At 71.6% G+C, this 12,567-nt stretch carries 13 protein-coding genes and 3 tRNA genes; 8 read left to right on the top strand and 8 right to left on the bottom strand.

The features are described 5' to 3' along the window. Positions 1 to 41: 41 nt before the first annotated feature. The 6 genes from ACIPSE_RS16830 to purS form a co-directional block, all read right to left on the bottom strand. On the bottom strand, positions 42 to 335 hold the full coding sequence (locus ACIPSE_RS16830; RefSeq protein ID WP_401663142.1) for an META domain-containing protein: 294 nt from the start codon (positions 333 to 335) through the stop codon (positions 42 to 44). Next, positions 283 to 864, bottom strand: coding sequence for an META domain-containing protein (locus tag ACIPSE_RS16825; RefSeq protein ID WP_401663001.1), 582 nt, complete (start codon positions 862 to 864; stop codon positions 283 to 285). The genes ACIPSE_RS16830 and ACIPSE_RS16825 overlap by 53 nt, the downstream gene beginning before the upstream one ends. A 54-nt stretch (positions 865 to 918) precedes the next feature. Beyond that, entirely contained in the window at positions 919 to 1,716 is a 798-nt protein-coding gene (locus tag ACIPSE_RS16820; RefSeq protein WP_401662999.1) for a sterol carrier family protein, read from the bottom strand. 122 nt (positions 1,717 to 1,838) lie between these two features. After that, the gene (purL, locus tag ACIPSE_RS16815; protein ID WP_401662997.1) at positions 1,839 to 4,097 is read right to left on the bottom strand and encodes a phosphoribosylformylglycinamidine synthase subunit PurL; all 2,259 of its coding nucleotides are present in this window, start codon (positions 4,095 to 4,097) and stop codon (positions 1,839 to 1,841) included. Then, complete coding sequence (purQ, locus tag ACIPSE_RS16810; protein ID WP_401662995.1) at positions 4,094 to 4,774, bottom strand: phosphoribosylformylglycinamidine synthase subunit PurQ; 681 nt, start codon at positions 4,772 to 4,774, stop codon at positions 4,094 to 4,096. The genes purL and purQ overlap by 4 nt, the downstream gene beginning before the upstream one ends. Further along, positions 4,771 to 5,034 (bottom strand): phosphoribosylformylglycinamidine synthase subunit PurS, encoded by a 264-nt coding sequence (purS, locus tag ACIPSE_RS16805; RefSeq protein WP_234519085.1) that lies wholly within the window; start codon positions 5,032 to 5,034, stop codon positions 4,771 to 4,773. Before purS ends, purQ begins: the two co-directional genes overlap by 4 nt. 348 nt (positions 5,035 to 5,382) lie before the next feature. On the opposite strand from purS, the gene ACIPSE_RS16800 reads away from it, so the two are divergent. The 8 genes from ACIPSE_RS16800 to ACIPSE_RS16765 all read left to right on the top strand — a co-directional run bounded on the left by ACIPSE_RS16800 (position 5,383) and on the right by ACIPSE_RS16765 (position 9,880). Continuing rightward, positions 5,383 to 5,700, top strand: coding sequence for an Lsr2 family protein (locus ACIPSE_RS16800; RefSeq protein WP_401662993.1), 318 nt, complete (start codon positions 5,383 to 5,385; stop codon positions 5,698 to 5,700). Positions 5,701 to 5,827: 127 nt separating this feature from the next. Next, positions 5,828 to 5,899: transfer RNA gene (locus ACIPSE_RS16795), tRNA-Gly, on the top strand. Between the two features lie 79 nt (positions 5,900 to 5,978). After that, positions 5,979 to 6,054, top strand: a tRNA-Gly gene (locus ACIPSE_RS16790). A gap of 176 nt (positions 6,055 to 6,230) precedes the next feature. Next, positions 6,231 to 7,157: an ABC transporter ATP-binding protein gene (locus ACIPSE_RS16785; protein ID WP_401662991.1), complete on the top strand. Its 927-nt coding sequence runs from the start codon at positions 6,231 to 6,233 to the stop codon at positions 7,155 to 7,157. Next, positions 7,154 to 7,948, top strand: a complete 795-nt coding sequence (locus tag ACIPSE_RS16780) for an ABC transporter permease (RefSeq protein WP_401662989.1) — start codon at positions 7,154 to 7,156, stop codon at positions 7,946 to 7,948. Before ACIPSE_RS16785 ends, ACIPSE_RS16780 begins: the two co-directional genes overlap by 4 nt. A gap of 14 nt (positions 7,949 to 7,962) precedes the next feature. Beyond that, positions 7,963 to 9,177: a sensor histidine kinase gene (locus tag ACIPSE_RS16775; RefSeq protein ID WP_401663140.1), complete on the top strand. Its 1,215-nt coding sequence runs from the start codon at positions 7,963 to 7,965 to the stop codon at positions 9,175 to 9,177. Continuing rightward, positions 9,174 to 9,782 (top strand): response regulator, encoded by a 609-nt coding sequence (locus tag ACIPSE_RS16770; RefSeq protein WP_401662987.1) that lies wholly within the window; start codon positions 9,174 to 9,176, stop codon positions 9,780 to 9,782. The genes ACIPSE_RS16775 and ACIPSE_RS16770 overlap by 4 nt, the downstream gene beginning before the upstream one ends. A gap of 22 nt (positions 9,783 to 9,804) precedes the next feature. Beyond that, positions 9,805 to 9,880, top strand: a tRNA-Gly gene (locus tag ACIPSE_RS16765). Between the two features lie 53 nt (positions 9,881 to 9,933). Here ACIPSE_RS16765 and ACIPSE_RS16760 read toward each other — a convergent pair. Beyond that, positions 9,934 to 10,833, bottom strand: coding sequence for a phosphoribosylaminoimidazolesuccinocarboxamide synthase (locus ACIPSE_RS16760; RefSeq protein WP_401662985.1), 900 nt, complete (start codon positions 10,831 to 10,833; stop codon positions 9,934 to 9,936). A 91-nt stretch (positions 10,834 to 10,924) separates the two neighbouring features. Then, entirely contained in the window at positions 10,925 to 12,412 is a 1,488-nt protein-coding gene (locus ACIPSE_RS16755; RefSeq protein ID WP_401662983.1) for a N,N-dimethylformamidase beta subunit family domain-containing protein, read from the bottom strand. Positions 12,413 to 12,567 lie beyond the last annotated feature (155 nt).

Below are 12,567 nucleotides of genomic sequence, written 5' to 3'. Positions count from 1 at the left end.
GAGATCGACCACTGGTCCGAATTCGCTGAGAGTGGGCTTGATTACTTCGCGCGGGCGACGACGGTGTCCCCGGTCGGCCCCGTGAGGGTCAGGTTCCGGCCTTTTTGCTGGTAGGAGACCTTGCCGGTGAGGATGCCGGCCAGTTCCCGCTCGGTCTTCATGACCGGGCCCGCGCACACCATGCGGGTGGTGGACAGGCGTCCGAAGGCGAGGGTGCCGTCCTTGACGGCGGCCCGGCCCCGGAAGGTGTTGCAGCCGAGGTCGCCGCTCGCGGTGCCGTCCTCACCGAGGGTGAGGTACGCGTCCCCGCCGAGGGTCCAGCGGGTGCCGGTCAGGGGCGGTTTCCCGGGCCTCGGTCCCGCCGCCGGTCCGCTCCACCAGGGTGATGGCCTCGCCGTCCGAGCCGGTCAGGGTGAGGGTCCTGGTGCCGTCGCGGTCCTCGACCGCGGCCCGGTGGGTGCCGGCGAGGGCGTCGACGAAGAGGTCCTCGAACCGCCCGACCGGTCCTGAGCAGGCCATCTCGGTCCGGACGAGGTCGGTGACCTTCACGGTGTCGCCGTCGATCGCGACGTCGGCGCCGATGTGGTTGCAGCCCACGGAGCCGCCCGACGCCCCGCCGGCCTCCCCGGGCTCGGCACCGCCGGGCGCGAAGGTGATGCGGGCGTCGTCGACGTCCGCGGGCAGGGCGTGGGTCTCGCCGTCGGCGGTCACCGTCCGGGGCACCCACTCGACGTCCGCGACGCCGGTGCCGGCGGCGCTGCGGGCCGCGTCCCCTCCCGGTTCCGTGCCGCAGGAGGCGAGGAGCGCGGTGCCGGCGAGAGCGACCGCGTACGTCGTCCGTGTCGTACGTGTCGTCCGTTTCATGTCCCTTGGACGCACGAGGTGCCCGATGGGTTCAGCCGGGGTCGGCCGCCGGGGTCAGCCCATCAGCGGGAGCAGCCCGCCGAGGTCGGCCCGCTCCCCGCTCGCGCGGACCTTCGCCTCGTCCAGGGCGTCCCGCCACGCCACCCGGCCGGTCGCCAGCCGGATCCAGGTCAGCGGATCGGTCTCGACGACGTTCGGCGGGGTGCCGCGGGTGTGCCGGGGCCCCTCGACGCACTGCACGACGGCGTACGGCGGGACGCGCACCTCGGTCGAGCCGCCGGGGGCCTTCGCGGCGAGGGCGTCGGCGAGGAGGCGGGTGCAGGCGGCGAGTGCCTGGCGGTCGCAGGGGATGTCGAGGCCGGGAACGGCGGCGTTCAGGTCGTCGGTGTGGACGACGAGTTCGACGGTACGGGTGACCAGGTAGTCGGCGAGCGGGAGGACGCCGGCGTTGGTCGGCAGCAGCCGGGTGCCCGGGTGGGCGTCCAGCCGCTCGGTGAGGTCCCGCGCGCAGGCGGCGAGATGGGCGTCGAGGTCGGGGTGGTCCGCGGCCGACTTCCTCGCGAACTCCTCGATGGCGGCGGAGTGCGCGGAGGTGGCGAACGGCCAGTCGAGCAGCACCGCGTCCTGCTTGGCGGGTTCCGGCAGGTCCAGCGCCCGCCCGACCGCCGTCAGCGCCGTGCCGATGTGCGCGGCCAGCTCCCGCACGGTCCAGTCCCCGAGCCGGGTCGGCAGCGCGAGCTGCTCGGGCGTCAGCGTCCGCGCCCTCTCCCTGACCTGCTCGAACTGAGCGAGGACAGCGGTACGGATCTTCGCCGGATCGTACGTACGGGCGCGCTTCTTGGCCGGGGGCATGTCAGCGACCCTATGCCGTCACGGGGTGTCCGCCGGGACCGTCCGACCCGGCAGGAAGGCCCCGCGCGGAAGAGGTTCGTCTTCCGGGCGGGGCCTTCACCGTCGTGCCTGCGAACGGGGCCTTACGCGAGCAGGGCCTCGATCGTGCCCTCGTGGGCCTCGCGGAGTTCCTCCAGGGAGAGGGCGAACTCGCCCTGGATGTCGACCGAGTCGCCGTCGACGACGCCGACGCGGGTGACGGGCAGGCCGCGCGCCCCGCACATGTCGTTGAAGCGGACCTCCTCCGAGCGCGGGACGGCGACGACCGCGCGCCCGGCGGACTCGGAGAACAGGAACGTGAACGCGTCGAGCCCGTCCGGGACGACCAGTCGCGCGCCCTTGCCGCCCAGCAGCGCCGACTCGACGACGGCCTGGACGAGACCGCCGTCCGACAGGTCGTGCGCGGAGTCGATCATGCCGTCGCGGGAGGCGGAGATCAGGATCTCGGCCAGCAGGCGCTCGCGCTCCAGGTCGACCTTCGGGGGCAGACCGCCGAGGTGGTCGTGGACGACCTGGGACCAGGCCGAGCCGCCGAACTCCTCACGGGTGTCGCCGAGCAGGTAGAGGAGCTGGCCCTCTTCCTGGAAGGCGACCGGGGTGCGGCGGGCGACGTCGTCGATGACGCCCAGGACCGCGACGACCGGGGTCGGGTGGATGGCCGCCTCGCCCGTCTGGTTGTAGAGCGAGACGTTGCCGCCGGTCACCGGGGTGCCGAGCTGGAGGCAGCCGTCGGCGAGGCCGCGGATGGCCTCCGCGAACTGCCACATGACCGCCGGGTCCTCGGGCGAACCGAAGTTCAGGCAGTCCGACACCGCGAGCGGCTTGGCGCCGGTGGTCGCGACGTTGCGGTAGGCCTCGGCGAGGGCCAGCTGGGCGCCCGCGTACGGGTCCAGCTTGGCGTAGCGGCCGTTGCCGTCCGTGGCGATGGCGACGCCGAGGCCGGACTCCTCGTCGATGCGGATCATGCCCGAGTCCTCGGGCTGGGCCAGCACCGTGTTGCCCTGCACGAAGTGGTCGTACTGCGAGGTGATCCACTTCTTGGACGCCTGGTTCGGGGAACCGACCAGCTGGAGGACCTGCTGCTTGAGCTCCTGGCTCGAAGCGGGCCTCGGCAGCTTGTTCGCGTCGTCCGCCTGGAGCGCGTCCTGCCAGGAGGGGCGCGCGTAGGGGCGCTCGTAGACCGGGCCGTCGTGCGCGACCGTGCGCGGGTCGACGTCGACGATCTTGCCGCCGTGCCAGAAGATCTCCAGCCGGTCGCCGTCGGTGACCTCACCGATGACGGTGGCGATGACGTCCCACTTCTCGCAGATCTCCAGGAAGCGGTCGACCTTCGCCGGTTCGACGACCGCGCACATGCGTTCCTGCGACTCGCTCATGAGGATCTCCTCGGGCGAGAGCGTGGAGTCGCGCAGCGGGACGTCGTCCAGGGTGACGGTCATGCCGCCGGAGCCGTTGGACGCCAGCTCGCTGGTGGCGCAGGACAGGCCCGCCGCGCCGAGGTCCTGGATGCCGACGACCAGCTTCTCGGCGAAGGCCTCCAGGGTGCACTCGATGAGGAGCTTCTCCTGGAAGGGGTCGCCGACCTGGACGGCCGGGCGCTTGGAGGGCTTCGCGTCGTCGAAGGTCTCGGAGGCGAGGATCGAGGCGCCGCCGATGCCGTCGCCACCGGTCCGGGCCCCGTAGAGGATGACCTTGTTGCCGGCGCCGGACGCCTTCGCGAGGTGGATGTCCTCGTGCCGCATCACGCCGATGGCACCGGCGTTGACCAGCGGGTTGCCCTGGTAGCAGGCGTCGAAGACGACCTCGCCGCCGATGTTGGGCAGGCCCAGGCAGTTGCCGTAGCCACCGATGCCGGCGACGACGCCGGGCAGGACGCGCTTGGTGTCGGGGTGGTCGGCCGCGCCGAAGCGCAGCGGGTCGACGACCGCGACCGGGCGGGCGCCCATCGCGATGATGTCGCGGACGATGCCGCCGACGCCGGTGGCCGCGCCCTGGTAGGGCTCGACGTACGACGGGTGGTTGTGCGACTCGACCTTGAAGGTGACCGCGTAGCCCTGGCCGACGTCGACGACGCCCGCGTTCTCGCCGATGCCGACGAGCAGCGCGTCGGACTGCGGGGCCTTCTCGCCGAACTGGCGGAGGTGGACCTTGGAGGACTTGTACGAGCAGTGCTCGGACCACATGACGGAGTACATGGCGAGCTCGGCGCCGGTGGGCCGGCGGCCGAGGATCTCGACCACGCGCTCGTACTCGTCCTTCTTCAGACCGAGTTCGGCCCAGGGCAGCTCGACGTCGGGGGTCGCGGCCGCGTGCTCGACCGTGTCCAGAGGCGTCCGGCTCATGCGTTGACCAGCTTCTTGAGGATCGAGGTGAAGAACGGGAGCCCGTCGGTGCGGCCGGACCCGATGAGGGGCTCGACGGCGTGCTCGGGGTGCGGCATGAGGCCTACGACGTTCCCGGCCTCGTTGGTGATGCCGGCGATGTCGCGCAGCGAGCCGTTCGGGTTGAAGTCCACGTAGCGGAACGCGACGCGGCCCTCGGCCTCCAACTGGTCGAGCGTGTACGCGTCGGCGACGTACCGGCCGTCCATGTTCTTCAGCGGGATGTGGATCTCCTGGCCCGCGCTGTAGTCGGCCGTCCACGCGCTGGAGGTGTTCTCCACCCGCAGCTTCTGGTCGCGGCAGATGAAGTGGAGGTGGTCGTTGCCGAGCATCCCGCCGGGCAGCAGGTGCGCCTCGGTGAGGATCTGGAAGCCGTTGCAGATACCGAGGACCGGGAGACCGGCCTTCGCCTGCTCGATGACGGTCTCCATCACCGGCGAGAAGCGGGAGATGGCACCGGCGCGCAGATAGTCGCCGTAGGAGAAACCGCCCGGAAGGACGACCGCGTCCACCTGGTGAAGGTTCTTGTCCTTGTGCCAGAGAGCGACCGGTTCGGCACCCGCGAGACGGATCGCGCGCTGGGTGTCCCGGTCGTCCAGGCTGCCCGGGAAAGTGACGACGCCAATACGAGCGGTCACTTCGCGGCCTCCGCGACTTCTTCGACCTTGACGGTGAAGTCCTCGATCACGGTGTTGGCGAGGAAGGATTCCGCGAGATCACGGATGCGCGCGAGGGCGGCCTCGTCGACCGGTCCGTCAACTTCCAGTTCGAATCGCTTTCCCTGACGGACGTCCGAGATGCCTTCGAAACCCAGCCGCGGCAGTGCGCGCTGCACCGCCTGGCCCTGGGGGTCGAGGATCTCCGGCTTGAGCATGACGTCGACTACGACGCGTGCCACTGGCACTCCCGGTGTGTGGTGCTGAGCAAGGTTCCTGCGGGTGTCTCCTACAGGTGGCTTCAGACTACCTGCACAAAATTTCTACGCGCGTCGACTTGTAGGAATCTACGTGACCGCCATCACGATCCGGCATCGGTGAGGCCCACGACGAAAATTTCCGGGAAAGATCCGCGATCGACACCCGACACCTATTGCGCCCGCCCGTCTCCCGCCACCACCCTTCAAACGAAGTCGCTCCGCTCCGCTCTTGCTTTTAGACACGCGGAAGGATTTAGTCGAGCTTCCCAATGCATTGTCGGGCACTGTACAAATGAATTGGCAAGTGCCGCACGAAGGGACCGGATATTCGTGGCGCAGAAAGTCGTGGTCACGCTCTTTGACGACATCGACGGCTCGGAAGCGGCGGAAACGATCGCCTTCGGACTCGACGGCAAGTCGTACGAGATCGACCTGAATCAAGCCAATGCCAAGAAACTGCGTAAGGCGCTCGAGCCGTACGTGGAGGCCGGCCGCAAGCGGTCGAAGTCCGGCAAGGCCTACCGGCAGACGGAGGTGGCCCCCGACCCGGCGGCCGTCCGCGCCTGGGCCCAGGCGAACAAGATGGAGGTCCCCGCGCGCGGCCGGATCCCCAAGAAGGTCTACGAGGCGTTCGCCGCCGCGCAGTGAGCCCCGGCTCCGACGCCCGGTCATCCGCCCCTCGGGACAACCGACTTGCGCTGCACCCCCACAGGTCAGCTAGAGTCTGGAGCACGCCGAGGGGCGGGGACGGAAAAGCCCAGCCCACGAGGTACATGCGGGTGTAGTTCAGTAGCAGAACATCCTCCTTCCAGGGGGAAGGCGCAGTGTGCAATTCCTGTCACCCGCTCTGCATCGCCGGTCCGGTCCACTTGTGGATCAGGTAGGCTGATGCTCGCGCCGATCGGTGAGAGCCGGTCGGAGGCAATGCGGACGTAGCTCAGTTGGTAGAGCGCAACCTTGCCAAGGTTGAGGTCGCGAGTTCGAGCCTCGTCGTCCGCTCCATTGAAAACCCCGGTCCTGGTGACCGGGGTTTTTTCGCGTCCCCGAGCGACTGGCCCGGAGCGCCTGTCCCCGAGCAACTGTCCCGGGCCGGCCGTCCCGGGCGTCTGACATTTGTCATGCCGAGTGGTGACAGCGCGCACTCCTGCCGGGCCCCGGGCGCCGCGAAGCTGGGATGCATGAACACGAACGTGATTGAGGTCACCGACCTGCGACGCGTCTACGGGGGCGGGTTCGAAGCGGTCCGCGGCATCGGCTTCACCGTGGCCCGGGGCGAGGTCTTCGCACTGCTCGGCACCAACGGCGCCGGCAAGACGTCCACGGTCGAGCTGCTGGAAGGGCTCGCCCGGCCCGCCTCGGGCCGGGTCCGGGTACTGGGACACGACCCCTACGAGGAACGCGCCGCCGTCCGGCCGCGCACCGGCGTGATGCTCCAGGAGGGCGGCTTCCCGTCCGAGCTGACCGTCACCGAGACCGCCCGGATGTGGGCGGGCTGCGTCAGCGGGGCACGCCCCGTCGGGGAGGCGCTCGCGACCGTCGGGCTCACCCGCCGGGGCGACGTCCGCGTCAAGCAGCTCTCCGGCGGCGAACGGCGGCGCCTGGACCTGGCGCTGGCCCTCCTCGGCGGTCCCGAGGTGCTGTTCCTGGACGAGCCGACGACCGGGCTGGACGCCGAAGGGCGCCGCGACACCTGGGAGCTGGTCCGGGCCCTGCGCGACGCGGGGACGACCGTCCTGCTGACCACGCACTACCTGGAGGAGGCCGAGAACCTCGCCGACCGGCTGGCGATCCTGCACGAGGGCCGGATCGCGACCACCGGGACCCCCGCCGAGGTGACGGCCGAGCAGCCCTCACGGATCTCCTTCGAGCTCCCCGACGGCTACCTCCTCGGCGACCTGCCACCCCTGGACCGGCTCGGGGTCAGCGGCCACGAGGTCGACGGGACCCTCGTACGGCTGCGCACGCACGCCCTCCAGCGGACCGCCACCGGGCTGCTGGCATGGGCCGAGGCGGCCGGGGTGGAACTGCGGCGGCTGGACGTGCGGTCGGCGTCACTGGAGGAGGCGTTCCTGGGGATCGCCGAGCGGCAGGAGGCTGCGGCATGAGCACGCTCACCACCCCCGAGGAACGCCTCACCACCCCCGCGGGACGGCTCCGTGCCCTCGCCCGCGCCGAGTTCACCCTCCTGGGACGCAGCAGGGCCACCCTCGTCACGGCCCTGCTGATCCCGCTGGTGCTGCCGTTCAGCCTGCGCACCGCCGTCGACCAGATGGACATCGAGGACGCCGGGCTGAGCGTCGGACTGGTGCTGCTCCCGGCCGGGCTCGGGTTCTCCCTGCTGTTCGGCGTGTACGGCGCCCTCGTCGGGATCTTCACCTCGCGGCGCGAGGAACTGGTGCTCAAGCGGCTGCGCACCGGGGAGCTGCGGGACGTCGAGGTGCTGTGCGGGACCGCGCTGCCCATCGTGGCGACCGGGCTCGTCCAGTCGCTGGTGCTGGTCGCCGGAGCCACGGCGCTGCTCGACCTGCCCGCCCCCTCCGCACCCCATCTCGCCGTCCTGGGGCTGCTGCTGGGCCTCGTGATGTGCGCGGCGCTCGGGGCCGTCACCGCGACCGTGACCCGGACCGTGGAGAGCGCGCAGGTCACCACGCTGCCGTTCGTCCTCGTCTCGATGGTCGCCTCGGGCGTCACCGTGCCCCTGGAGCTGCTGCCCGACCGGCTCGCCTCGGTCTGCGAACTGCTGCCCCTGTCGCCGGTGATCACGCTGGTGCGCGGCGGCTGGTCCGGGAACCTGTCGGCCTACGAGGCGCTGGGCGCCCTCGCGACCGCCCTGGCCTGGACCGTGCTCGCGGTGTTTGCTGTAGGGCGGTGGTTCCGGTGGGAGCCACGGCGCTGACGTACGGGGTGAGCATGCGCGGGCCGGGCAGGTGGTGGCGGGGCAAGAGCACCCCGGCGAAGGTGGAGACGTACACACGGGCGTCGTTCCACTTCTTCGCGGTGATGGAGCTCGCCGGGATCGGACTGCCGGTCATCGGCGAGATCGGCGGCGGGGCCGGCGCCCTGCTGCTCGCCCTGGTCTGCGCGCACGCCGCCGTCTGTCTGCTGACCGTCTCCCGGTCGGTGGACTGGGTGCGCGGCGGGCGGGAGCAGCCGGTGCGGCTCCTGTGGACGCTCGGCGCCCTCACCGCGGTGCTCGCGCTCTCCTCCTTCGCCCTCGCCCGGTACGGTCCGGGCGACGACGACGCGGCCTCGGCGGCGGGCGCCGTCTTCGGCGTCGTCACGATCTTCGGGGTGGGCATCATCGCCCTCGGGCTGCGCGAGCGCCGGCATGTGTACGCCGTCGTCACGGGCTTCGCCGCGGGCACGGCGCTGGGCGTCCTCGCCCTGAGCGGGGACCTTCTCAGCGCGCTGCTCACCGCCCTGGTCGTGCTGTTCGGCGGCGGGTTCCTCTCCTTCACGGCCGTCTTCTCGGTGTGGCTGCTGCGGGCCGTCTACGAACTCGACGCGGCCCGCGAGACCCGGACCCGGCTCGCCGTCGCCGAGGAGCGGCTGCGCTTCGGCCGGGATCTGCACGACGTGATGGGGCGCAACCTGGCCGTCATCGCCCTCAAGAGCGAACTGGCCGTGCAGCTCGCCCGGCGCGGCCGGGAGGAGGCCGTCGGGCAGATGGTCGAGGTGCAGCGGATCGCCCGGGAGTCGCAGCGCGAGGTCCGCGATGTCGTCCGCGGGTACCGGGAGGCCGATCTGACGGCCGAACTGGCCGGCGCCCAGGGTGTGTTGAAGGCGGCCGGCATCCGCTGCGAGGTGTCGGGGACGGCCTCCGGGCTGCCCGCCGACGTGCAGTCGGCGCTGGGCTGGGTCGTCCGGGAGGCGACGACGAACGTGCTGCGGCACGGGAACGCCGGGCGGTGCTCGGTGCTGGTGACGAGGGAACGGGAGCGGGTCGTGCTGACCGTGGAGAACGACGGCGCCGCCGCCGCGGCGGGCGCCGCCGGGTCCGGGCTCGCCGGGCTGCGGGAACGCCTCGCGGCCGTCGAGGGGACCCTGCAGGCGGGGCCGGTGGAGGGTGGAGCGTTCCGGGTGACGGCCGAGGTGCCGCTCGGCGTGAGAGAGGTCACGGCGTGAGCGTGCGGTTGCTGCTGGCGGACGACGAGCACCTCATCCGGGGCGCGCTGGCCGCGCTGCTGGCCCTGGAGGACGACCTGGTCGTCGTCGCCGAGGCCGCGTCCGGGCCCGAGGCGCTGGCGATGGCACGGGCGCACACGCCCGACGTCGCCGTACTGGATCTGCAGATGCCCGGACTGGACGGTGTGAAGGTCGCCACATCGCTGCGGTCCGAACTGCCCGGCTGCCGGGTGCTGATCGTGACCAGCCACGGCCGCCCCGGGCATCTGAAGCGGGCTCTTGAGGCGGGTGTGCGCGGGTTCGTCCCGAAGACGGTCAGCGCGCAGAAGCTCGCCGAGATCATCCGTACCGTGCACGCCGGAAACCGTTACGTCGACCCCGAGTTGGCCGCCGACGCGATCTCCGCCGGGGACTCGCCGCTGACCGTGCGCGAGGCCGAGGTGCTGGAACTCGCCGCCGACGGGGCGCCCGTCGCGGAGATCGCCGAGCGGGCCGCGCTGTCCCAGGGGACCGTGCGGAACTATCTCTCCTCGGCCGTCTCCAAGCTCGGTGCGGAGAACCGGCACTCCGCGGTGCGTCTCGCGCGGGAGAGAGGTTGGGTATAGTGGTTCTCGCGCCACGGCGCATGCGAACGTAGCTCAGTTGGTAGAGCGCAACCTTGCCAAGGTTGAGGTCGCGAGTTCGAACCTCGTCGTTCGCTCCAGCGAGAAGCCCCCCGGTTCCGACCGGGGGGCTTCTTCGTGCGCCGGAGACGCCCTACGCCCAGCTGCTGCCCGTCAGGCGCTCGTACGCCTCCACGTACTTGGCGCGGGTGCGGTCCACGACCTGCTGCGGCAGCGGCGGCGGGGGCTGCTCGCTCCTGCGGTCCCAGCCGGACTCCGCCGACGTCAGCCAGTCCCGCACGAACTGCTTGTCGTACGACGGCTGCGCGCGCCCCGGCTGCCACTGGTCGGCCGGCCAGAAGCGGGACGAGTCCGGGGTGAGGACCTCGTCGCCGATGACGAGGGTGTCGCCGTCGTAGCCGAACTCGAACTTGGTGTCCGCGAGGATGATGCCGCGCTCGCGGGCGATGTCCCGGCCCCGGGCGTAGACGGCGAGCGTCGCCTCCCGCAGCTCCGCGGCGGTCTCTTCGCCGACCTGGCGGGCGGCCTCCTCGAAGGAGACGTTCTCGTCGTGCTCGCCGACCTCGGCCTTGGTGGCCGGGGTGAAGATCGGGGCGGGCAGTTCACTGCCGTCGGTCAGGCCCTCGGGCAGGGCGAGACCGCAGACGGTGCGCGAGACGTCGTACTCGGCCAGGCCCGAGCCGGTGAGGTAGCCGCGGGCCACGCACTCGACGGGGACCATGCGCAGCGACTTGCAGACGACCGTGCGGCCCGCCCAGTCGGCGGGGGCGCCCGGGGGCAGCTCGGTGCTGACGATGTGGTTCGGGATCAGGTCGGCGAGCTGGTCGAACCACCACAGGGAGAGCCGCGTCAGGACCCGGCCCTTGTCGGGGATCTCCGTGGGCAGCACCCAGTCGTAGGCGGAGATGCGGTCGCTGGCGACCATCACGAGGTCGCCCGCCTCGTTGCGGTACAGCTCGCGCACCTTGCCGGTGTGGAGGTGCACCAGGCCCGGAACCTGGAGCGGCTCGGGCTTTTCTACGAATCCGGACACGGTTCCTCCCCGTGGTTCTGTCCAACTGGCTCGATTGTCCCGTATGCGGAACCTCGCCGTTGACCTGGGGTGTCCGAGCGCCGGGGGCGGGTCAGTCCCGCTTGCAGATGCGGTCCAGGAGGTTGGCCGTGGCGCGCTGGACGCGGGCGTCCACATGGCCCGGGCGGTCCAGGGACGGCGACCAGGCGAAGGTGCCGGAGGCGAAGACCAGGGCGCCCGAGGGGGCCCGGTACAGGGAGGTCTCCTGGTGGCGGGAGGTGTTGTCGGCGTCGGTGTACGGGGAGTGGGCGAGCAGGATGCGGGCGTCGTGCTCGGGCAGCGGGGTGCGCGGGAAGTAGCGGTCGGCCTCGCCGGCGACCAGTCCCTCGATCGGCTCGCCCTCGTGGGCGCCGGTCGCCTCCCACAGCCAGTGGTCCGCGTTGCGCACGATCAGGGGGTGCGGGTCGGGGACCCGGCCCGCGTACTGGATGCCGATCAGCTGCTGCTCGGGGCGGTCGACCTCGCGCCACAGGACGGGCCTGCCGGGGCCCCGGCGCTTGCGGCAGGTCAGCAGGCGGTCCGGCACGCCGGACGGGGAGGGGCCCAGCTCCACCTGCCAGTAGAGGGTGTTGGCGGAGAGGAAGACGAGCGAGGTGCCGTGGTCGCGGGCTCGCTCCACCGTGCGGCGCATGTTCGCCGACCAGTACTCGTCGTGGCCGGGGAAGACCAGGCCGCGGTAGCGGGTGGGGTCGACGCGGCCGGAGTGCAGATCGCGGGCGTCGGCGTAGGCGAGGTCGTAGCCGTAGCGCTCGGCGAAGCGGATGAAATCGTAGGCGTGGCCCACGTGCAGGGGCAGTCCGGCGCCCGCGTAGGGGCGGTCGAAGGAGACCGTCGTCGCCGCCCCGGACTCGCCGAGGAGCCGGCCCTCGTCGTCCCACGCGTGGTAGAGGCTGGCGCCGGTGCGGCCGTCCTCCGGGTAGAGGTTGTACGCCTGCCAGGTCACGTCCGGGAGGACGAGCAGGAGGTCGGCCGACTCTCCGTGGCGGACCGTGAAGGGGACGTGCGAGCGGTATCCGTCGGCGGTGGTGAGAACGGCGACGTACGCGCCGACGCTCCAGTACGAGGGGACCTGGAGCCGCCAGCTCAGCCACCAGTGGTGGCAGGAGACCGTACGGTCCGCGGTCAGCGGCGGGGGCTGGACGATGCCGGACAGCCGCGGGCTGGTGGTGATCTTCGCCGCGCCGTCGCCGCCGTAGTGGCCGATGCGGTAGACGTCGACGGAGAACTCCTGCGGCGGGTCGACCGTGACATGGAAGTCGATGGCCTCGCCGGGGGCGACCGCGCCGGTCGAGGCGAAGCCCTTGATCTGCCGGCGCACGTCGTCGGCGGCGCGCGGGCCGCCCCCGGAGGCGCTGCGCGGCGCCGGGAGGCGCGGGGTGTCCTCGGTGGGCGAGTCCGCGTACCAGGGGACCACCTGGCCGGTGTCGTCGAAGTACGTCTCGCCGCCGCGGAGCCAGGGGACCGGGCCCTGGCCGAAGGGGTCCGTCACGGCGTGCGCCAGGGCTCCCGACTCCCAGCGGCGGATGTGCTCCGAAGCCATGGCTGCGCCCCCTCCTCCTCGCCCCCGTGCGCGACCGGTGCCGCGAGCTCTTGCCATGTGCGCGACCGGTCCCAGCACATCACATTACGCACGCACGCGGTCACTGTTCGTTGCGAATTGACCGAAAGTGGAATCACCCGCTCCGATACGACGGG

It is taken from the genome of Streptomyces sp. NPDC090106 (assembly GCF_044747265.1).
Classification (GTDB): Bacteria; Actinomycetota; Actinomycetes; order Streptomycetales; family Streptomycetaceae; genus Streptomyces.
The sequence above is the reverse complement of the archived record's forward strand: the minus strand, read 5'-3'. Positions and strand labels throughout refer to the sequence as shown.